Origin of the sequence: Pseudomonas gingeri (genome assembly GCF_013385635.1) — a bacterium.
Taxonomy (GTDB): Bacteria; Pseudomonadota; Gammaproteobacteria; order Pseudomonadales; family Pseudomonadaceae; genus Aquipseudomonas; species Aquipseudomonas gingeri_A.
On sequence record NZ_JACAPR010000016.1, the window covers coordinates 1 to 20933 of the forward strand.

General features: G+C 61.5%; 26 protein-coding genes. 11 read left to right on the forward strand and 15 right to left on the reverse strand.

The genetic code is table 11. The features are described from left to right. Positions 1-172 precede the first annotated feature (172 nt). The gene (locus HX851_RS44115) at positions 173-931 is read right to left on the reverse strand and encodes a Nif3-like dinuclear metal center hexameric protein (protein ID WP_177056226.1); all 759 of its coding nucleotides are present in this window, start codon (positions 929-931) and stop codon (positions 173-175) included. Between the two features lie 101 nt (positions 932-1032). On the opposite strand from HX851_RS44115, the gene algW reads away from it, so the two are divergent. Further along, complete coding sequence (algW, locus tag HX851_RS44120) at positions 1033-2190, forward strand: Do family serine endopeptidase AlgW (RefSeq protein ID WP_177056227.1); 1158 nt, start codon at positions 1033-1035, stop codon at positions 2188-2190. A 127-nt stretch (positions 2191-2317) separates the two neighbouring features. Here the strand turns inward: algW and hisC are convergent, their stop codons facing one another. The 10 genes from hisC to HX851_RS44170 form a co-directional block, all read right to left on the reverse strand. Then, on the reverse strand, positions 2318-3370 hold the full coding sequence (gene hisC / locus HX851_RS44125; RefSeq protein WP_177065982.1) for a histidinol-phosphate transaminase: 1053 nt from the start codon (positions 3368-3370) through the stop codon (positions 2318-2320). Then, on the reverse strand, positions 3367-4704 hold the full coding sequence (gene hisD / locus HX851_RS44130; RefSeq protein WP_177065983.1) for a histidinol dehydrogenase: 1338 nt from the start codon (positions 4702-4704) through the stop codon (positions 3367-3369). Before hisD ends, hisC begins: the two co-directional genes overlap by 4 nt. Positions 4705-4883: 179 nt before the next feature. Next, the gene (hisG, locus tag HX851_RS44135; RefSeq protein WP_017126517.1) at positions 4884-5519 is read right to left on the reverse strand and encodes an ATP phosphoribosyltransferase; all 636 of its coding nucleotides are present in this window, start codon (positions 5517-5519) and stop codon (positions 4884-4886) included. 238 nt (positions 5520-5757) lie between these two features. Further along, the gene (gene murA / locus HX851_RS44140; RefSeq protein WP_177056230.1) at positions 5758-7023 is read right to left on the reverse strand and encodes a UDP-N-acetylglucosamine 1-carboxyvinyltransferase; all 1266 of its coding nucleotides are present in this window, start codon (positions 7021-7023) and stop codon (positions 5758-5760) included. A gap of 24 nt (positions 7024-7047) precedes the next feature. Next, positions 7048-7299: a BolA family protein gene (locus HX851_RS44145; protein WP_177056231.1), complete on the reverse strand. Its 252-nt coding sequence runs from the start codon at positions 7297-7299 to the stop codon at positions 7048-7050. Positions 7300-7413: 114 nt separating this feature from the next. Next, positions 7414-7719: an STAS domain-containing protein gene (locus tag HX851_RS44150; RefSeq protein ID WP_177065984.1), complete on the reverse strand. Its 306-nt coding sequence runs from the start codon at positions 7717-7719 to the stop codon at positions 7414-7416. After that, positions 7712-8371 carry an MlaC/ttg2D family ABC transporter substrate-binding protein gene (locus HX851_RS44155; protein WP_177056233.1) on the reverse strand — a complete coding sequence of 220 codons (660 nt, stop codon included), beginning with the start codon at positions 8369-8371 and terminating at the stop codon, positions 7712-7714. The genes HX851_RS44150 and HX851_RS44155 overlap by 8 nt, the downstream gene beginning before the upstream one ends. 11 nt (positions 8372-8382) lie before the next feature. Next, positions 8383-8850 (reverse strand): outer membrane lipid asymmetry maintenance protein MlaD, encoded by a 468-nt coding sequence (gene mlaD / locus HX851_RS44160; RefSeq protein WP_017126522.1) that lies wholly within the window; start codon positions 8848-8850, stop codon positions 8383-8385. Next, positions 8850-9647 carry a lipid asymmetry maintenance ABC transporter permease subunit MlaE gene (gene mlaE / locus HX851_RS44165; RefSeq protein ID WP_177056234.1) on the reverse strand — a complete coding sequence of 266 codons (798 nt, stop codon included), beginning with the start codon at positions 9645-9647 and terminating at the stop codon, positions 8850-8852. Before mlaE ends, mlaD begins: the two co-directional genes overlap by 1 nt. Then, the gene (locus HX851_RS44170; protein ID WP_017126524.1) at positions 9647-10456 is read right to left on the reverse strand and encodes an ATP-binding cassette domain-containing protein; all 810 of its coding nucleotides are present in this window, start codon (positions 10454-10456) and stop codon (positions 9647-9649) included. Before HX851_RS44170 ends, mlaE begins: the two co-directional genes overlap by 1 nt. Positions 10457-10746: 290 nt before the next feature. Between HX851_RS44170 and HX851_RS44175 the strand changes: the two genes are divergently transcribed. The 10 genes from HX851_RS44175 (at position 10747) to HX851_RS44220 (ending at position 17770) form a co-directional block, all read left to right on the forward strand. Beyond that, the gene (locus HX851_RS44175; RefSeq protein ID WP_177065985.1) at positions 10747-11721 is read left to right on the forward strand and encodes a KpsF/GutQ family sugar-phosphate isomerase; all 975 of its coding nucleotides are present in this window, start codon (positions 10747-10749) and stop codon (positions 11719-11721) included. Continuing rightward, positions 11722-12246 carry a KdsC family phosphatase gene (locus tag HX851_RS44180; RefSeq protein ID WP_177056235.1) on the forward strand — a complete coding sequence of 175 codons (525 nt, stop codon included), beginning with the start codon at positions 11722-11724 and terminating at the stop codon, positions 12244-12246. It begins immediately after the preceding gene. Positions 12247-12254: 8 nt separating this feature from the next. Then, a complete protein-coding gene (gene lptC / locus HX851_RS44185) occupies positions 12255-12827 on the forward strand; it encodes an LPS export ABC transporter periplasmic protein LptC (protein WP_177056236.1) in 573 nt (190 codons plus the stop codon). Next, positions 12814-13359: a lipopolysaccharide transport periplasmic protein LptA gene (gene lptA, locus HX851_RS44190; RefSeq protein ID WP_177065986.1), complete on the forward strand. Its 546-nt coding sequence runs from the start codon at positions 12814-12816 to the stop codon at positions 13357-13359. Before lptC ends, lptA begins: the two co-directional genes overlap by 14 nt. Further along, entirely contained in the window at positions 13359-14084 is a 726-nt protein-coding gene (gene lptB / locus HX851_RS44195) for an LPS export ABC transporter ATP-binding protein (protein WP_177056238.1), read from the forward strand. Before lptA ends, lptB begins: the two co-directional genes overlap by 1 nt. Before the next feature lie 186 nt (positions 14085-14270). Then, positions 14271-15764: an RNA polymerase factor sigma-54 gene (locus HX851_RS44200; protein ID WP_177056239.1), complete on the forward strand. Its 1494-nt coding sequence runs from the start codon at positions 14271-14273 to the stop codon at positions 15762-15764. Between the two features lie 77 nt (positions 15765-15841). Next, positions 15842-16147: a ribosome hibernation-promoting factor, HPF/YfiA family gene (gene hpf, locus HX851_RS44205; protein ID WP_017126531.1), complete on the forward strand. Its 306-nt coding sequence runs from the start codon at positions 15842-15844 to the stop codon at positions 16145-16147. Between the two features lie 9 nt (positions 16148-16156). Beyond that, entirely contained in the window at positions 16157-16621 is a 465-nt protein-coding gene (gene ptsN, locus HX851_RS44210; RefSeq protein ID WP_177056240.1) for a PTS IIA-like nitrogen regulatory protein PtsN, read from the forward strand. A 2-nt stretch (positions 16622-16623) separates the two neighbouring features. Then, a complete protein-coding gene (gene rapZ, locus HX851_RS44215) occupies positions 16624-17481 on the forward strand; it encodes an RNase adapter RapZ (protein ID WP_017126533.1) in 858 nt (285 codons plus the stop codon). Positions 17482-17497: 16 nt separating this feature from the next. Then, on the forward strand, positions 17498-17770 hold the full coding sequence (locus HX851_RS44220; protein WP_177056241.1) for an HPr family phosphocarrier protein: 273 nt from the start codon (positions 17498-17500) through the stop codon (positions 17768-17770). Positions 17771-18023: 253 nt separating this feature from the next. On the opposite strand, the gene HX851_RS44230 is transcribed toward HX851_RS44220, so the two are convergent. From HX851_RS44230 to HX851_RS44245, 4 genes are read right to left on the reverse strand one after another with little or no spacing between them, the layout of a single operon-like run. Then, positions 18024-18635 carry a superoxide dismutase gene (locus tag HX851_RS44230; RefSeq protein ID WP_177056242.1) on the reverse strand — a complete coding sequence of 204 codons (612 nt, stop codon included), beginning with the start codon at positions 18633-18635 and terminating at the stop codon, positions 18024-18026. 1 nt (position 18636) lies between these two features. After that, complete coding sequence (locus HX851_RS44235) at positions 18637-19077, reverse strand: DUF2753 family protein (protein WP_177056243.1); 441 nt, start codon at positions 19075-19077, stop codon at positions 18637-18639. A 26-nt stretch (positions 19078-19103) separates the two neighbouring features. Then, on the reverse strand, positions 19104-20480 hold the full coding sequence (locus tag HX851_RS44240; RefSeq protein WP_177065987.1) for a class II fumarate hydratase: 1377 nt from the start codon (positions 20478-20480) through the stop codon (positions 19104-19106). After that, a complete protein-coding gene (locus tag HX851_RS44245; RefSeq protein WP_177056245.1) occupies positions 20473-20868 on the reverse strand; it encodes a FagA protein in 396 nt (131 codons plus the stop codon). Before HX851_RS44245 ends, HX851_RS44240 begins: the two co-directional genes overlap by 8 nt. Between the last annotated feature and the right edge of the window lie 65 nt (positions 20869-20933).

Genomic DNA, 20933 nt, shown 5'->3' on the forward strand with positions numbered 1-20933 from the left:
ACGCATTTCCATAGACGCCTCAGATTTGAGCGCCATCATAGCGCCCGATTGAGGTGTCCAGAATCATTAGGCCAGTTCAACTTGCCAGCGATGAGGACCACAAGCCATGCATCGCTTGAGCGGACGCCATCGCCGGCAAGCCGGCTCCTACAGGGGATTGTTGTTGTGCCTGCTAAATGGGGTTCGGGCAATCGATGAACAGGTGCTCCAGGGCAAACCGCCGCGCCAGGTAGTCGCCCAGGGCCTGGACACCATAACGCTCGGTGGCATGATGACCGGCGGCGATAAAGCTGATGTCGTTTTCCCGGGCACTGTGGAAGGTCTGCTCGGAGGCCTCGCCGCTCAGGTACAAGTCGACTCCGGCCAGTACCGCCTGGTCGATATAACCCTGGCCGCCACCGGTGCACCAGCCGACCCGTCGGATCATCTCGCTGCCTTCGATCAGCAGTGGCTCGCGTCCCAGGGCATCCTGGACCTTGCGAGCAAAATCCCGCGGAGTCATCGGCTCGTTCAGGGAGCCCACCAGGCCAACGATCTTCGGGTTATCGGGATCCAGCGGACCTTCGACGGTGATATCCAACTGGCGGGCCAGTTGCACGTTGTTGCCCACCTCCGCATGCAGGTCCAGCGGCAGATGATAGGCCAGGAGACTGATATCGTGCTTGAGCAGGGTTTTCAGCCGGCGCTGCTTCATGCCCACCACACACGGGTCCTCGCCCTTCCAGAAATAACCGTGATGCACCAGGATCAGGTCGGCTCCGGCCTCCACCGCCGCGTCGAGCAGCGCCTGGCTGGCGGTGACCCCGCTGATGATGCGCGTGACCTGTGGCCGACCTTCGACCTGCAGGCCATTGGGGCAATAATCGGCAATTCGCGAACTGCCGAGGAAGCGGTCCGCCTCCTCCACCAGGGTACTTAGTGCAACGGCCATAAAAACTCCTGAATATCCCGTTCAGAGGCGCTCGCAGCCTCGTATAATGCGCGACATTATGGGCCGTCCGACATGGCCTGCAACCTCCCAGGACTTGCTCAATGCTCAAGGCTCTGCGTTTTTTTGGCTGGCCGCTGCTGGCCGGCGTGCTGATCGCTTTGCTGATTATTCAGCGTTACCCACAGTGGGTCGGGCTACCGGACCTGGATGTGAACCTGCAGCAAGCCCCGCAGACCGCGACAATCCAGCAGGGCCCGGTGTCCTACGCCGACGCGGTGGACCTCGCGGCCCCGGCGGTCGCCAACCTGTACACCACGAAAATGGTCAACAAGAACAGCCATCCCTTGTTCGAGGACCCGCAATTCCGGCGTTTTTTCGGCGATAACCTGCCCAAGCAGAAACGCATGGAGTCGAGTCTGGGCTCGGCGGTGATCATGAGTTCGACCGGCTACCTGCTGACCAACAACCACGTGACCTCTGGCGCCGACCAGATAGTCGTGGCCCTCAAGGACGGTCGCGAAACCCTGGCACGGGTGATCGGCAGCGACCCGGAGACCGACCTCGCGGTGCTCAAGATCGATCTGCCGAACCTGCCCTCGATCACCATCGGCCGCTCGGACAAGATCCGCATCGGCGATATCGCCCTGGCCATCGGCAACCCGTTCGGGGTCGGCCAGACCACCACCATGGGCATCATCAGCGCTACCGGCCGCAACCAGTTGGGCCTGAACAACTACGAAGATTTCATCCAGACCGACGCCGCCATCAACCCCGGCAACTCCGGCGGTGCGCTGGTGGACGCCAACGGCAATCTGACCGGGATCAACACCGCGATCTTTTCCAAGTCCGGCGGCTCGCAAGGCATCGGCTTTGCCATTCCGATCAATCTGGCGGTCGAGGTGATGAAGGCGATCATCGAGCACGGCCAGGTAATTCGCGGCTGGCTGGGTATCGAAGTGCAGCCCTTGACCCAGGAACTGGCCGAGTCGTTCGGCTTGAGCGGGCGTCCAGGGATCGTGGTCGCGGGGATTTTCCGTGACGGTCCGGCACAGAAGGCCGGCCTGCAACTGGGTGACGTGATCCTGAGCATCAACGGCGAGCCGGCCAATGATGGTCGTCGCTCGATGAACCAGGTGGCGCGGATCAAACCGACCGACAAGGTGGCGATCCAGGTGCTGCGCAATGGCAAGGAGTTGAAGCTGACTGCGGAAATCGGCCTGCGTCCGCCACAGCAGACGCCACCGCAGGAAGAAGAATAAGGCAACATCGCAGGAGCAGCGTCTGGCCCGGTGAGCCGGCTCAGAACCGAGTTCAAGTCTGGCCGGGACTCGTGGCGAGCGGGCTTGCCCGCTCACCACAAGACCGCGTTGGGCGTCAGATCGACCGTCAGAGATCGCCCAGCGCGTCGATCAGTGCCTGGTTCTGCTCCGGGGCACCGATGGTGATCCGCAGGAACTGCGCAATGCGCTCCTGCTTGAAGTGACGAACGATCACCCCTTGCTCACGCACCTTGGCCGCCAGCGCCGCTGCATCGTGCTGCGGGTGCCGGGCGAAGATGAAGTTCGCCGCCGACGGCAATACGTCGAAGCCCTTGGCCTGCAACTGCGCTACCAGCCACTCGCGGCTGGCGATGACCTTGTTGCAGGTCTCCCGGAAATACTCCCGGTCTTCGAACGCCGCCGCCGCGCCGGCAATCGCCATGCGGTCCAGCGGATAGGAGTTGAAGCTGTTCTTGATCCGCTCCAGGGCTTCCACCAGGTCCGGATGCCCTACCGCCAGCCCGACCCGCAGGCCCGCCAGGGAGCGTGACTTGGACAGGGTCTGGGTCACCAGCAGGTTCGGGTAACGGTCAACCAGGCCGATGGCCGTTTCGCCGCCGAAATCGATGTAGGCCTCATCAACCACCACCACCGAATCGGGGCTGGCCTTGAGGATCCGCTCGACCGCTTCCAACGCCAGCAGGCAGCCGGTCGGCGCATTCGGGTTGGGGAAGATGATCCCGCCATTGGGCCGGGCATAGTCGGCGACGCGGATCTGGAACTGCTCATCCAGCGGCAGCGCGGCGAAGTCGATGCCGTACAGGCCACAGTAGACCGGATAGAAGCTGTAGCTGATATCCGGGAACAACAGCGGCTTATCCTGCTGGAACAGGCCGTGGAAGATGTGCGCCAGGACTTCGTCGGAACCGTTGCCGAGGAACACCTGGTTGGTCTGCACCCCGTAGTACTCGGCCACGGCGTGCTTGAGCAGGTCGCCGTTGGGGTCCGGGTACAGGCGCAGGTTGTCGTTGACCTCGGCCTTCATCGCCGCCAGGGCCTTGGGTGACGGCCCGTAGGGGTTTTCATTGGTGTTGAGCTTGACCAGCCTGGTCAGCTTCGGTTGCTCACCCGGCACATAGGGCACCAGGTCCTTGACGAATTTGCTCCAGAACTTGCTCATGCCTGTTTCCCCTGTTTGTTGTCATCGGCGACGATCCGGTATTCCGCGCTGCGGGCGTGGGCGGTCAAGGACTCGCCACGGGCCAGCACCGAAGCGGTCTTGCCCAGTTCGGACGCGCCCTGCTCGGAGCAGAAGATGATCGACGAACGCTTCTGGAAGTCATACACCCCCAGCGGCGACGAGAAGCGCGCGGTACCCGACGTCGGCAGGACGTGGTTGGGACCGGCGCAATAATCGCCCAGGGCTTCGCTGGTGTGGCGGCCCATGAAGATCGCACCGGCGTGGCGGATCTGCGGCAACCAGGCCTGCGGGTCGGCGACCGACAGCTCCAGGTGCTCCGGCGCGATGCGGTTGACCACCTCGATCGCCTGCTGCATGTCGCGTACCTGGATCAGCGCACCGCGACCGTTGATCGAGGTTTCGATGATGGCGGCCCGCTCCATGGTCGGCAGCAGCCTGGCGATGCTCGCCGCGACCTGATCGAGGAACGCGGCATCCGGGCTGACCAGGATCGCCTGGGCGTCTTCGTCGTGCTCGGCCTGGGAGAACAGGTCCATGGCGATCCAGTCCGGATCGGTCTGGCCGTCGCAGACCACGAGGATCTCCGACGGACCGGCGATCATGTCGATACCGACCTGGCCGAACACATGGCGCTTGGCGGTCGCCACGTAGATATTGCCCGGACCGACGACCTTGTCGACCTTCGGCACGCTTTCAGTGCCATAGGCCAAAGCGGCGACCGCTTGCGCGCCACCGATGGTGAACACGCGGTCGACGCCGGCAACACAGGCCGCCGCCAGTACCAGTTCGTTGATCTCGCCACGCGGGGTCGGCACCACCATCACCACCTCGGTGACACCGGCCACCTTGGCCGGAATCGCGTTCATCAGTACCGACGACGGGTAGGACGCCTTGCCGCCAGGGACATACAGACCGGCGCGATCCAGCGGCGTGACCTTCTGGCCCAGCACGGTGCCATCGGCTTCGGTGTAGCTCCAGGAGTCCTGCTTCTGCTTCTCGTGGTAGCTGCGCACGCGCTCGGCGGCCTTTTCCAGCGCTTCGCGCTGGGGCGCGGTGATCCGGGTCAGGGCCAGCTCCAGGCGCTCGCGCGGCAGGATCAGGTCGGCCATCGAGGCGACTTCCAGGCCGTCGAAGCGCTGGGTGAACTCGACCACCGCGGCATCGCCGCGCTCGCGCACTGCCTTGATGATGTCCAGCACCCGCTGGTTGACCGAGTCGTCGGACACGCTTTCCCAGCTCAGCAGATGATCCAGATGATGGGCGAAATCCGGGTCGGCAGCGTTGAGTCGGCGAATAGCGGTAGACGTAGTCATAGCGAGGGCCTCAATAATTGGCGAATGCTTGGGAACAGCAAATCTCAGGCGCCAGGGACGCGCTGACGTTCGATATTGAGCGTCAGCACGCCACAACCTACCAAGCCATCCGCGTGGGCACCTGAGAATTCTGGCTATGACACGGATAGATGGGCGCGACTCAAGGCCGCGCATGTGAATCAGCTGCGGTGTCGCGACTCCACTGCCTTGCGCAGGGTGTCGATCAGGGACTGGATGCGGGCGTGCTGCATTTTCATCGATGCCTTGTTCACCACCAGGCGGGAACTGATGGTCGCGATCAGCTCCTGGGGCTCCAGGCCGTTGGCCCGCAGGGTGTTGCCGGTGTCGACGACGTCGATGATCTTGTCGGCCAGGCCGATCAGCGGCGCCAGCTCCATCGAACCGTACAGCTTGATGATATCGACCTGACGACCCTGCTCGGCGTAGTAGCGCTTGGCGACATTGACGAACTTGGTGGCCACGCGCAGGCGGCCCTTGGGCTCCACCGCGCCGATGGCGCCGGCGGTCATCAGCTTGCATTGGGCAATCTGCAGGTCCAGCGGCTCGTACAGGCCCTGGCCGCCGTATTCCATCAGCACATCCTTGCCGGCGACACCGAGATCGGCGGCACCATGCTCGACATAGGTCGGCACATCGGTCGCGCGAACGATCAGCAGGCGCACGTCGGCCTGGGTCGTCGGAATGATCAGCTTGCGGCTCTTGTCCGGATTCTCGGTCGGCACGATACCCGCTTCCGCGAGCAGCGGCAGGGTATCGTCGAGGATGCGGCCCTTGGACAGTGCAATGGTCAGCATGGGAAAACCTAGGTCCTTAAATCAGGATATAGCAACACTCTAACAGACATATCCACGTCCCGTGGGAGCCGGCTTGCCGGCGATTGCGATCTGGCAGCCGACATGCTTGTCGCCCGATAAACCGCTATCGCCGGCAAGCCGGCTCCTACAAGGACGGTGCCAGTCCATCACCAGCAGTCGGCCCGCCAGGGCCGTGTCAATCCATCACCCGCAATCGGCCCGACAGGGCCGTGTGGGACTAGCCCGGAACGCGACGGATTTTGGCACCGAGCATCTGCAGTTTCTCTTCGATGCACTCGTAGCCACGGTCGATATGGTAGATGCGGTCGATCAGCGTGTCGCCTTCGGCGGCCAGCGCCGAAATCACCAGGCTGGCCGAAGCCCGCAGGTCGGTCGCCATGACCGGAGCGCCCTTGAGGGTCTCGGTGCCGGTGACGATCGCGGTATTGCCTTCGACCTGGATCTTGGCGCCCATGCGGTGCAGTTCGTACACGTGCATGAAACGGTTTTCGAAGATCGTCTCGATCACCGCGCCAGTGCCTTCGGCAATGGCGTTGAGGGAGATGAACTGGGCCTGCATGTCGGTCGGGAACGCCGGGTACGGCGCGGTGCGCACGTTGACCGCCTTCGGCCGCTTGCCGTGCATGTTCAACTCGATCCAGTCTTCGCCGGTGGTGATCACCGCGCCGGACTCCTTGAGTTTTTCCAGGACCGCTTCGAGGATGGTCGGATCGGTGTCCTTGACCTTGACCCGGCCGCCGGTGACGGCAGCGGCCACCAGGTAGGTGCCGGTCTCGATACGGTCCGGCATGACCTTGTAGGTCGCCGAATGCAGGCGCTCGACGCCATCGATGGTGATGGTGTCGGAACCGGCGCCGGAGATCTTCGCGCCCATGGCGATCAGGAAGTTCGCCAGGTCGACCACTTCCGGCTCGCGCGCGGCGTTCTGCAGCACGCTGCGACCACGGGCCAGGGCCGCGGCCATCATGATGTTCTCGGTACCGGTCACGGAGACGGTATCGAAGAAGAAGTTCGCCCCGCGCAGGCCGCCTTCCGGCGCCTTGGCCTTGATGTAGCCGCCTTCGACGTCGATCACCGCGCCCATGGCTTCGAGGCCGCGGATGTGCAGGTCGACCGGACGCGAGCCGATGGCGCAACCGCCAGGCAGGGCGACTTCGGCCTCACCGAAACGGGCAACCATCGGACCCAGCACGAGGATCGACGCTCGCATGGTTTTCACCAGCTCGTACGGTGCCACCAGGGTCTTGATGGTGCGCGGATCGATTTCCACGGAGAGCTTTTCGTCGATCACAGGCTCGATGCCCATGCGTCCGAACAGCTCGATCATGGTAGTGATGTCGTGCAGGTGCGGCAGGTTGGCCACGGTGACCGGGCCATCGCACAGCAGGGTGGCGGCCAGGATCGGCAGGGCAGAGTTCTTTGCCCCGGAGATGCGGATTTCGCCATCAAGACGAACGCCGCCAGTAATAATCAGTTTATCCATAGGAATCTCGACGCCAATTGAGGCTCAGGTGCGCTCGGCCCAGGCCGCGCGGCTGAAAAATTTCATAGTGACCGCATGGATGCTGCCATCGGCGATCCACGGGTTCAAATGGGCATAAACGCTCTGCTGACGCTTCACCGGGCTCAGGGCCACCAGTTCGTCGCTGATCAGATTCAGCTGAAAGTTGCAGCCTTCGCCCTCAACTTCAACCTGTATATGTGGAAGAGTGTCCGCCAGTTTTTCTTCAAGGAAACTCTTTACTTCGGTGGCCTGCATGCTCAACCTCGATCGGCGCCCAACGCGCGCGGGTCGGCCATCATACAAAAAAGCCCCGCGCCTGCGAACCCCGCATTGCAGGACTCTGACGGGGGGCTTGTCTGTTTGAGGCAATCAATGGACGGCCAACAGCTCCGTCAACTCGGAAACTTCGGCGATTTCACGCATGTCCAGGGGCATCGCACGGATGCTCAACGACTTGCCATCCTGCGCCGCGTCCCGCATGAACGCCAGCAGCAGGGCCAGGCCGACGCTGCTGGACTTCTCCACGGCCGAACAGTCAACCACCAGGGCCAGCGCCTCGCTGGCCTTGATCAACGCCTGGCCCTGCTTGCGCAAGGCCGGGCCGGTGCTGTAGTCGAGCACACCCGCCAGGTGCAATTCACCCGGCTCGCCGAGGCGAACGCTGGCCTCACTCACCGCCGCTATCCTTCTGCGGGTTCTTCTCGGACTCGGCCTTGGCCTTCTCCACTTCACCCGCCCAGCCGTCAATGGTCTTGTCCAGGTTGTTGCCGTTGCGCTGCATGGCATCGGCGAACTGGTCACGGAACAGCTTGCCGATGTTGATGCCGTTGATGATCACGTTGCGCAGTTTCCATTCACCGTTGATCTTCTCAAGGGTGTAGGACACCGGGTAGACCGCGCCGTTGTTGCCCTTGACGGTCATGCCGACGCTGGTCCGGTCGCCCGACTCATCCTTCGGCGCATCGACGGTGATGCCCTGGTTGTTGTATTCCAGCAAGGCGTTGCCGTAGAACTGGAACAGCCCGCGCTTGAAGTTCTCCTGGAAGCGAGTCATCTGCTCGGGCGTTGCCTTGCGCGAGTACTTGACCGTCATGATGCTCTTGGAAATGCCTTCGGCATCCACCACCGGGCCGACGATGGTGTTCAGCGAGTTGTAGAAGTCCGACGGGTTCTGCTTGTACTTTTCCTTGTTCGCCGACAGGTCGGCCAACATGCGGTTGGTGGTGTCCTGCACCAGGTCGTGGGCAGACGGCGCCGCCATGGCATTGCCCATCAGCGGCAGCGCCGCGAGCAACACCAGCAGGCTACGGCGCAAGGTAGAGATCATGGAAAAACTCCTCATTTGGCGTCTTTATTAACGGTATTGAGCAAGAATTTACCGATCAGATCTTCCAGTACCAGCGACGACTGGGTGTCATGAATGGTTCCACCATCCTTGAGCAGGGTGTCCTCCCCGCCCACGCTGATACCGATGTACTTCTCACCGAGCAAGCCCGCGGTGAGGATAGACGCGGTGGAGTCAGTCGGCAGGTTGTTCACGCGTTTTTCGACTTGCATGGTCACCCGGCCGGTGAAACTGTCGCGGTCCAGATCGATCGCCGTGACCTTGCCGATGGTTACACCGGCCATGGTCACTTTAGCTCTGACAGTCAAACCGGCGATATTGTCGAAGTAGGCGTAAAGTTTATAGGTTTCGGTATTCGCCGTCGGGGACAGTCCACTGACCCGCAACGCCAGCAACAGCAAAGCCAGGATGCCAGCCAGCAAGAAAAGGCCGACACCGATTTCCAGGGTGCGGTTTTGCATCAGAAATCTCCAAACATCAAGGCGGTCAGAATAAAGTCCAGGCCGAGGACTGCCAGGGAGGCATAGACCACGGTCTTGGTCGTGGCTCGGCTGATCCCTTCTGAAGTGGGTTCACAGTCGTAGCCTTGAAACACGGCAATCCAGGTCACCACGAAGGCGAACACGATACTTTTGATAATTCCGTTCAGCACGTCACCACTGAAGGTCACGCTGTTCTGCATATTGGCCCAGTACGAACCGTCGTAGACACCCAGCCAGTCCACCGCCACCCACGAACCGCCCCAGATCCCGACCACACTGAAGATCATCGCCAGCAGCGGCAGGGAAATGAAGCCGGCCCACAGCCGTGGCGCGACAATATACTTGAGTGGATCGACGCCGATCATCTCCAGGCTGGAAAGCTGCTCGGTGGATTTCATGTTGCCGATTTCCGCGGTCAACGCCGAACCGGCGCGACCGGCGAACAGCAGGGCGGTCACCACCGGCCCCAGTTCACGCAGCAACGTCAGGGCGACCATCTGCCCCACCGCCTGCTCGGAACCGTAGCTGGAGAGGATATTGAAGCCCTGCAGCGCCAGCACCATGCCGATGAACACCCCGGACACGACGATGATCACCAGGGACATCACCCCGACCGAATGCAGTTGCTTGACCAGCAGGCCGAAGCCGCCACCGATCCCGCCACGACCGAACAGCACATGAAACAGAAACAGCGTCGAACGCCCGAGCACCGCGAGCACATCGATGCCCGAACGGCCGAACAGGCGAATTCTCTCGATTAATGATTTCTTGCGCATCAGCGCTTCCCCAACAGGTCTGCGCGGTAATCCGACGCCGGATAATGGAACGGCACGGGCCCGTCCGGATCGCCGGTCATGAACTGGCGGATACGCGGGTTATCGGCGTTCATCAACTCTTCGGGCGTACCCTGCCCCAGCACCTGGCCGTCGCCCACCACATAGAGGTAGTCGGCGATGCTCGCGGTTTCCGCCAGGTCATGGGAAACGACGATGCTGGTAATCCCCAGCGCATCGTTGAGCAGGCGGATCAGGCGCACCAGCACGCCCATGGCGATCGGGTCCTGGCCCACGAAAGGCTCGTCGTACATGAGTATCTGCGGATCGAGGGCAATCGCCCGCGCCAGCGCCACGCGACGCTTCATGCCGCCGGACAGCTCATCGGGCATCAGGTCGACCGCACCGCGCAGGCCGACTGCCTGCAGCTTGAGCAGGACGATGTCGCGGATCATCTCTTCCGGCAGCTCGGTGTGGACCCGCAGCGGAAAGGCGACGTTTTCGAAGACATCGAGATCGGTGAACAGCGCGCCGCTCTGGAACAGGACGCCCATATGCTTGCGGGCGTCGAACAGGTCGCCGCGGGATAACGTCGGAAGGTTCTGGCCGTTGACCCACACCTCGCCGCTGCTCGGGCGCAATTGGGCACCCATCAACCGCAACAGGGTGGTCTTGCCACATCCGGAGGGTCCCATGATACCGGTGACCTTGCCCCGCGGAATGCGAATATCGACATTATTGAAGATGCTGCGCGCGCCGCGCTTGAAGGTGACACCCTTCAGCTCGACCGCGTAGGCGTTATCGGCGCTCATCTAAACTCCTTGCGATGCAGCCTCTGACTCGGACACCAGGCCTCTGTAAAAGAGGCGCGCACTTCCTGAGCGGGCCGAACTGGTCGCGAACTATATCATTGCTGATACGAGGCGCCCAAGGCCGAAGCCGTGCTTGTTCAGGATAGGTACAGCCGGTTTTGACACACTGCAGGGTGAAAACTGACAGCAGGGTCCTACACTCAATGAGCAAAGCGCAACGATCAAGCGTGAGGGAATCGTTCATTGCCGCTATAATCGCGCCTTTTCATCAGGCTAATACGATTTCTGACATGAGCCAATCCAGCGACCTGATTCAATCGGCACAACGCACCATCCGCCTCGAAGTAGAAGCCGTAGAAGGCTTGTTGGCCCATATCGACGCAGATTTCGTACGCGCTTGCGAGATGATTCTGGCCAGCAAAGGCCGCGTGGTCGTGGTCGGCATGGGCAAGTCCGGGCATATCGGCAACAAGATCGCCGCGACCCTGGCCAGCACCGGCACCACGGCTTTTTTTGTCCATCCGGCGGAAGCCAGCCACGGCGACATGGGCATGATCACCCGGGATGACATCATCCTGGCGCTGTCGAATTCCGGCTCGACCGCGGAAATCGTGACCTTGCTGCCGCTGATCAAGCGCCTGGGCATCCAGTTGATCAGCCTGACCGGCAACCCGGACTCGCCGCTGGCCAAGGCCGCCGAGGTCAACCTGAACGTGCATGTCGAGCATGAGGCCTGCCCGCTGAACCTGGCGCCCACGTCATCGACCACCGCCGCGCTGGTGATGGGCGATGCCCTCGCCGTCGCCCTGCTGGAAGCCCGTGGTTTCACCGCCGAAGACTTCGCCTTTTCCCACCCGGGTGGCGCCCTGGGCCGTCGCCTGTTGCTGAAAGTGGAAAATGTCATGCATGCCGGCGACGAGCTGCCACGGGTCCTGCGTGGCACGCTGCTAAAAAACGCACTAATGGAAATGACTCGCAAAGGCCTGGGCATGACCGTGGTCGTGGAAGCCGATGGCCGCCTCGCCGGGATCTTTACCGACGGCGACTTGCGCCGCACCCTGGATCGCACCATCGATATCCACAGCGCCCTGATCGAAGACGTCATGACCCCTCACGGCAAGACCGCACGGGCCGAGATGCTCGCCGCCGAAGCCCTGAAGATCATGGAAGACCATAAAATCAACGCACTGGTGGTGGTCGATGACGAGGATCGCCCGGTGGGCGCCTTGAACATGCACGACTTGCTGCGCGCGGGAGTGATGTAAATGAGCACCGATCTGCTGCAACGCGGCAAGCACATCAAGCTGGCGGTCTTCGACGTCGATGGCGTACTGACCGACGGTCGCCTGTACTTCCTCGAAGACGGCACCGAATTCAAGTCGTTCAGCACCCTGGACGGCCAGGGCATCAAGATGCTGATGGCCGCGGGCGTGCAAACCGCTATTATCAGCGGCCGCAAGACTGCATTGGTCGAGCGGCGCGCCAGGAACCTCGGTATCCCGCACGTATTCCAGGGTCGCGAAGACAAACTGGTGGTGCTGGACGCCCTGCTGGCCCAACTCGGCCTAAGCTATGAACAGGTTGCCTATCTGGGCGACGACCTGCCGGACCTGCCGGTGATCCGTCGCGTCGGGCTGGGCATGGCCGTGGCCAACGCCGCGGGTTTCGTCCGCGAGCACGCCCACGGCATTACCCAGGCCCGTGGTGGCGAAGGTGCCGCCCGCGAATTCTGCGAGCTGATCCTGCGCGCCCAGGACAGCCTTGAAGCGGCACACGCCGCCTACCTGTAGAGCTATTTATGCTGAGCAAGAAAATTCGCAATATTGTGCTGTTCGCAGTGATTGCCGCCCTGTTCGCGGCCGTCGGCTACTGGAACATCAGTCCGGAACGTTTCCTGGAGCAGACGACCGCGCCGGTCGACAATACGCTCGTCGACTACTATGCGATCAACGCCCACAGTATCCAGTACATGCCCGACGGCAAGGTGCAGTACGACATGACCGGCGACAAGGTCGAGCACCTCAAGGTATCCGACGTGACCCTGGTGACCAAGCCCGACCTGCAGCTCTATCGCGGTACGGCCTTCCCCTGGCATGTCCAGAGCGAGCGCGCCGAGGTCAATCCGGACGGCACCCAGGTCGAACTGATCGACTCGGTTCGCGTCGCGCGCACCGACGAGAAGAAGCGCAATATCATCATCACCAGTAGCCGAATGACAGTATTCCCGCAGAAGCAATATGCGCAGACCGAGCAAGCCGTTAGAATCGACGGCCCCAACGGCGTGACCACGGGCACAGGCATGAAAGCCTATTTGGAAGAAAGCAGGATGCACCTGCTATCGAACGTAAGAGGACAGTATGAGTCTCGTTAAAACCCTCCCGATTTTGCTCAGCCTGGGCGCAGCACTGGGAAGCGTGAGCGCCTGGGCTCTGCCGAACGACAGCGAGCAGCCCATCCGCATTCAAGCCGACGACGCTCAACTGGATGACAAGCAAGGCATCGCCACCTACAAGGGCGACGTGATCATCACTCAGGGTTCGATGATCGTTAAGGGTAATACCGTGACGCTCACCCGTACCGCCTCGGGCGATATCGACGTGGTGACTTCCGTGGGCAACCTGGCCTACTTCGAACAGAAGCAGAAAGCCACCGACCCGCAGCCGGTCAAGGGCTACGGCAAGACCATCCAGTACCATGCCCAGCAGAACCGCATCGTCCTGATCGACCAGGCCAAGGTGATCAACGATGGCAACACCACCGAAGGCGAGAAGATCGTCTACGACACGGTGAAGCAGGTGGCTACCGCCGGTCGCGCCAATGGCACGCCGATCGCCACGCCACGGCCGCGTATCGACATGGTTATCCAACCGAAAAAGAAAACTGACGAGCAAAAGGCCCAGTAATGGCAATTTTGAAAGCTCAGCATCTGGCCAAAGCCTACAAGAGTCGCCAGGTGGTGCGTGACGTCAGCCTGTCGATCGAAAGCGGCCAGATTGTCGGCCTGCTTGGCCCCAACGGCGCCGGCAAGACCACCTGCTTCTACATGATCGTCGGCCTGGTCCAGGCCGATCAGGGCCGCGTCCTGATCGACGACCAGGACGTCAGCCACCAACCGATGCACGGCCGTGCGCGCGCCGGTATCGGCTACCTGCCCCAGGAAGCCTCGATCTTCCGCAAGCTGTCGGTGGCCGACAACATCATGGCGATCCTCGAGACCCGCAAGGAACTCGACAAGGCTGCCCGGCGCAAGGAGCTGGAAAGCCTGCTGCAGGAATTCCATATCAGCCACATCCGCGACAACCTCGGCATGAGCCTGTCCGGTGGCGAGCGCCGCAGGGTGGAAATCGCCCGCGCCCTGGCCACCTCGCCGAAGTTCATCCTGCTGGACGAACCCTTCGCCGGTGTCGACCCGATTTCCGTGGGCGATATCAAGCAGATCATCCACCACCTCAAGGCCAAGGGCATCGGTGTACTGATCACCGACCACAACGTCCGCGAGACCCTGGACATCTGCGAAACCGCTTATATCGTCAATGATGGGCAACTGATCGCCGAAGGCGATTCGGCCACCATCCTGGCCAACGAGCTGGTCAAGGAAGTCTATCTGGGCCATGAGTTCCGCCTGTAAGCCCGACGGTGTCTGACGACCTGCCTGAGTGCCGGAACATTCGATAAAGCGTCACATGCTTTTATTGTTACAGCGCTCTAGGCAAACACTCCGGTTTCAGGCATATAATTTGCTTATGTTTGGCGCTCCGGCGCCCTGTAGTGGATGGCGCATGTGCGCCGGCAAATAAGGTGTTAAGCCCCTGCCATGAAACCATCGCTAGTCCTGAGAATGGGCCAGCAGCTGACGATGACACCGCAGCTGCAACAGGCCATCCGCCTGCTCCAATTGTCGACCCTGGACCTTCAGCAGGAAATCCAGGAGGCCCTGGAATCCAATCCGATGCTCGAACGCCAGGAAGAAGGCGACGACTTCGATAATGCCGATCCACTGGCCGACAACGCCGAGCAGAAACCCAACACCGACGTCCAGGAAACTTCCTACCAGGAAACCGCGCCCACGGTCGACAACCTGGAGGAAGGTGACTGGAACGAACGCATTCCCAACGAACTCCCGGTCGACACCGCCTGGGAAGACGTCTACCAGACCAGCGCCAGCAGCCTGCCCAGCAACGATGACGACGAGTGGGACTTCACCACCCGCACATCCGCCGGCGAGAGCCTGCAAAGCCACCTGCTGTGGCAACTGAACCTGGCACCGATGTCCGACACCGACCGCCTGATCGCCGTGACCCTGATCGATTGCATCAACAATCAGGGCTACCTGGACGAGACCCTCGAGGAGATCCTCGACGCCTTCGATCCGGAACTGGACATCGAGCTCGACGAGATCGAAGCCGTCCTGCACCGTATCCAGCAGTTCGAGCCGGCCGGCATCGGCGCGCGCAACCTCGGCGAATGCCTGCTGCTGCAACTGCGCCAGCTGCCGGCCAAGACCCCGTGGCTGAGCGAAGCGCAACGCCTGGTCAGCGACTACATCGACCTGCTGGGCAGCCGCGACTACAGCCAGTTGATGCGCCGCATGAAGCTCAAGGAAGACGAGCTGCGCCAGGTCATCGAGCTGGTGCAGAGCCTCAACCCGCGCCCGGGTTCGCAGATCGAGTCCACCGAAGCCGAATACGTGGTGCCCGACGTCATCGTGCGCAAGGACAACGAACGCTGGCTGGTGGAACTGAACCAGGAGTCGGTGCCACGCCTGCGGGTCAACCCGCAATATGCCGGTTTCGTCCGCCGCGCCGACACCAGCGCCGACAACACCTTCATGCGTAACCAGTTGCAGGAAGCCCGCTGGTTCATCAAGAGCCTGCAGAGTCGCAACGAAACCCTGATGAAGGTCGCCACCCAGATCGTCGAGCACCAGCGCGGCTTCCTGGAATATGGCGATGAAGCGATGAAACCGCTGGTCCTGCATGACATCGCCGAAGCCGTGGGCATGCACGAATCGACGATTTCCCGGGTCACCACGCAGAAATTCATGCATACCCCCCGCGGTATTTATGAGCTGAAATACTTTTTCTCCAGCCATGTCAGCACCTCCGAAGGCGGTGAATGCTCGTCCACGGCGATCCGCGCGATCATCAAGAAACTGGTTGCGGCGGAAAATCAGAAAAAGCCGTTGAGTGACAGCAAGATCGCTGGTTTACTGGAGGCACAAGGCATTCAGGTCGCCCGTCGTACCGTCGCCAAGTACCGCGAGTCCCTCGGGATCGCGCCTTCCAGCGAACGGAAGCGGTTGATGTAACCGCCGGGCGTGCCACAGCGTTCCAGTGGCAGGCATACGCCTGCCGCTTTATGCACTGGCAACGAAGGAGAAGCTGTATGCAAGTCAACATCAGTGGACACCAACTGGAAGTGACCGAACCCCTGCGTGCCTACATCGGCGAGAAACTCGACCGATTAGAGCGCCACTTCGACAAGATCACCAACGTACAGGTGACAATGGCCGTCGAAAAACTGAAGCAGAAAATCGAAGCCACTCTGCACATTCACGGTGGTGAGGTGGTCGCCAACGCCGAACATGACGACATGTATGCCGCGATCGACCTGCTTACCGACAAGCTGGACCGCCAACTGAAAAAGCATAAGGAAAAGAACCTGCACCTGCTCCAAGGCACAGGTCGCTAACGCCCACCCATGATTCGACTTGAAAACATCCTGACCCCCGGCCGTTCCCTGGTGAACGTGCCGGGCGGCAGTAAAAAACGTGCTCTCGAACAAATTGCCAACCTGGTCGCCCGCGAAGTGCCCGATCTGGAAATGCAGGATGTCTACGAGAGCCTGATTGCCCGTGAAAAACTCGGCTCGACCGGTTTTGGCAACGGCATCGCCATTCCCCACTGCCGGCTCAAAGGCTGTGAGTCGCCCATCAGTGCACTGATGCACCTGGACGCCCCCATCGATTTCGACGCCATCGATGGCGCCCCGGTCGACCTGCTGTTCGTACTGCTGGTCCCGCAGGCCGCTACCGATGCGCACCTGGAACTGCTTCGGCAGATCGCCAGTATGCTCGATCGCAAGGACGTACGTGACCGCCTGCGTAGCGCGCCAAGCAATGAAGCGCTGTATAACGTTGTCCTGGACGTACAGAACGGTCAGTAATCATGCGCTTGATCATCGTCAGCGGCCGCTCCGGCTCAGGTAAAAGCACCGCCCTCGATGTCCTCGAGGACAACGGCTATTACTGCATCGACAACCTGCCGGCCGGCCTGCTGCCGGAACTGGCCGAACGGGCGCTGATCCATACCGAACTGGCGCAACCGCTGGTCGCCGTCTCCATTGACGCACGCAACCTGCCCAGCCACCTGTCGCGTTTTCCCGAGCTGCTGGACGAAGTCCGCGGCCGGCATATCCAGTGTGACGTGCTGTACCTGGACGCCGACGAGGAAACCCTGCTCAAGCGTTTTTCCGAAACACGCCGTCGTCACCCCCTGAGCAGCGCCAATCGCTCGCTGGCCGAAGCCATACGCGACGAGAGTAACCTGCTGGGGCCGATTGCCGACCTCGCCGACCTCAAGGTCAACACCACCAACCTCAACCTGTACCAGCTACGCGACACCATCAAGCTGCGCCTGCTGAACCAGCCGGAACCGGGTACCGCGTTCCTCGTCGAGTCGTTCGGCTTCAAGCGCGGCATGCCGGTGGACGCCGACCTGGTGTTTGACGTACGGTGCCTGCCCAACCCGTACTGGAAACCCGAACTGCGCGAGCAATCCGGGCTCGACGGGCCGGTGGCCGAGTACCTCGCCGCGCAACCGGATGTCGAGGAAATGTTCCAGGACATTTCCAGCTACCTGCTCAAATGGTTGCCACGCTTCGCCGCCAGCAACCGGGCTTATGTCACCATTGCCATTGGTTGCACCGGCGGACACCACCGCTCCGTCTACCTGACCGAACGTCTTGGCCAGGTCCTGCAACAATCCCTGAAGAACGTCCAGGTCCGCCACCGCGACCTTAGCTGAAAGGATCACCCTCGCGATGCCCGCTCTGGAAATTGAAATCATCAACAAACTGGGTTTGCATGCCCGCGCTTCCGCCAAGTTCGTCGGCGTTGCCGGTCAGTTCCCCTGCCAGATCCGGGTTGGTCGTACGCCCGAGAGCATGGTCGACGGCAAGAGCATCATGGCCATGATGATGCTGGCTGCCGGCAAGGGCACCGTGATCCACATGAAGACCGAAGGCGAACACGAAGACGAGGCGATGGCAGCGCTGGTCGCGCTGATCAACAACTATTTCGACGAGGGCGGCTAAGCTGCGTCTCGACTGATCGGTGACGCGGAGCGTCAAGGGCTGCATTCCCACACGGAGCGTGGGAACGATCAAATAAATGCGGCGTATTTCCCCCTACGAAACCCCGCCCATCCAGCCCAGCAGCCGGACAACAAGCAAGACCATCCCCGCCAGCAGCAACAGCCAGCCGACTCCGCAGCGAAATAGTCGCCCTCTGCTCATTGCCACGGTTTCAGTCCCCATCATCGGCTTTGGATCTTGTTGGTTATGTGGTTCACGCCAGTGCCGCGAGATAACGCCGTTCGACCTCGGGCCAATTGATCACGTTGTAGAACGCGTTGATGTATTCCGGGCGACGGTTCTGGTACAGCAGGTAATAAGCGTGTTCCCAGACATCCAGGCCAAGGATCGGGGTATTGCCGTTCATCAGAGGACTGTCCTGGTTACCGCTGCTTTCAACCACCAGCTTTTTCTGCGGCGTCACGCTCAGCCAGGCCCAGCCACTGCCGAAACGCGTCAGCGCCGCTTTGGTGAAGGCCTCCTTGAACGCCTCGAAACCGCCCAGTTGCTCGTCGATGGCCTGGCCCAGCGCCGCTTCCGGCTCACCACCGCCCAACGGACTCATGACTGCCCAGAACAGCGAATGGTTGGCATGGCCGCCGCCGTGATTGATCACCGCCGGACGCATTTTTTCCGGCAGTTGCTGGATCGCGGCCACCAGTTTTTCCACCGACCACTCAGCCCACTCCGAGCCTTCTACAGCCGCATTGAGATTGGTGATGTAAGTCTGATGGTGCCTGGTATGGTGGATCTCCATGGTCTTGGCATCGATATGCGGTTCCAGGGCGTCGTAGTTGTAAGGCAGCGCAGGCAAGGTGTAGGTCATTTCAATGAACTCCATGTTGATGACGCGACGAGGTCGATCCCGAGGAAGCCGCCTGGCTGTAGAGCAGGCGGCTGGTGCGCGGGTATTCGCCGTGTTCGCTGATAAAGGCGAGCAATTGGACGTAGGTCTTGCTGCTCTGATGCATTGCCGCCTCGCGCAACTGCGGCGCGAGGCGGGTGTCCTGCATGGTCTGCAACAGGCGCTGATGGATCGCGCACAAGTACTCGACGCTCTCTTCAGGCTGATTGAGCCGCAGGTGCAAGTCCGCCAGGTTGTGATGGGAAATCACGCAGGCGGCCACCGCCTCCTCCGCGTCCGGCCAACGCTCGTACAACACCTGTGCCAGGGCCAGGGCCTGCAGGTAATGTTCGCGAGCGTCGACCAGTTCGCCCAGGTTGAAATAGCGGTTGGCCCTTTCGATCGTGCGTTTCCAGTGTTCCATGACGAACCTCCAGGCAATGCAGTGGGTTACACGCCGCCGGCCGTGAGCTTTTCCGGATCCAGCAGGGTTTCCAGTTGGCTGCGGGGCAGATCGGTATGTTCAAGCGCGACATCAATGATCGGCCGGCCTTGCTGGTAGGCCTTCTTGGCAATCTCGGCGGCCTTCTGGTAGCCGATGATCGGGTTGAGCGCAGTGACCAGGATCGGATTGCGCGACAACGCCTCCTTGAGCTTGGCCTCGTTGACCTTGAAGCTGGCGATGGCCTTGTCGGCCAGCAGGCGGCTGACGTTCGCCAGCAGTTCGATACTGCTCAGCAGGTTCTGCGCGATGATCGGCAGCATCACGTTCAGTTCGAAGTTGCCCGACTGCCCGGCCACGGTGATCGCACTGTCGTTACCGATGACCTGGGCGGCCACCATCGCGGTGGCTTCCGGGATCACCGGGTTGACCTTGCCCGGCATGATCGATGATCCCGGCTGCAAGGCTTCCAGTTCGATCTCACCGAGGCCGGCCAGGGGACCGGAGTTCATCCAACGCAGGTCGTTGGCGATCTTCATCAGTGACACCGCGGTGGTCTTCAACTGACCGGACACCGCGACGGCCGTGTCCTGGGAGCCGATCAGCGCAAACAGGTCCTGGCCCGGGGTGAATTGCACACGGGTCAAGGCACTCAACTGGCGGCTGAACAGCTCGGCGAATTGCGGGTGGGCGTTGATCCCGGTGCCGACCGCCGTGCCGCCCTGGGCCAGGGCTTGCAGGCTCGGCAGCAGGTCCCGCAGATGCCCGACATTGGCCTTGAGCTGCGCCGCCCAGCCGTTGAGCACCTGGCTCAGGCGCACCGGCATGGCATCCATCAGGTGGGTGCGGCCGGTCTTGATAAACGAATGGACCTGCTCGGCCTTGGCCTCGGTGACCTGCACCAGGTGCGCCAGCGCCGGCAGCAGTTGCTCGTGCAACGCCAATGCGGCGCTGACGTGAATGGTGGTCGGGATGATGTCGTTGCTGCTTTGTCCGCAGTTGACGTGATCATTGGGGTTGACCGGCTCGCCGAGCAAACGGCTGGCGAGGGTCGCGATCACTTCGTTGGCATTCATGTTGGAGCTGGTGCCGGAACCGGTCTGGTAGATATCCACCGGGAAATGCGCCATGAAGTCGCCTTCCAGCAGGCCCTGGCAGGCATCGACGATGGCCTTGCCCTGTGCCGCGCTCAACTGCCTCAGTTCGACGTTGGCCTGGGCCGCTGCCGCCTTGGCCAGGATCAGCGCACGGATGAATTGTCTCGGCATGCGCAGGTGACTGATGGGAAAGTTGTTCACCGCGCGCTGGGTCTGGGCACCATACAAGGCCTCGGCCGGCACCTGCAGTTCACCCATGCTGTCGCGTTCGATACGGGTATTACTCATCGGGAAATCCTTGCACCAGTTCAGTCAGGGGAATGGAAGGCAGCAGCGAACAGGTCGCCAACTGCCAGGCAAAGCTTTGCCAGCGGCGCAACCGACAGTTGCACAGCGCCTGGCGCTCCAGATCGCGCAGCGGTCGCCAGGCTTGGTCCAGACACAACGAGCGCCAGTGCCAGGGCAGCGCGGTATCGGCGGCCGTGTCGAGCAACAGGCGAAAGGCGGTTTCGGCAATGGTCCAGGACGAGGTGGCCGTGCAACAGGCCAGGTAACGGCCTTCGGCGAGGTAGTGCTCGATCAGCCGGGGTTCATCCGGCAGCAACGCGCAGCGGATCTGGCGACTCATCCAGCGCCAGCTTTCCAGGTAGGGTTGCTCATGCAAGGCAGAACTCATGACCCAGGCTCATTCGATAATGAGATTTATTATTATATGATATTGAGAATCAAGACAAGCCAATA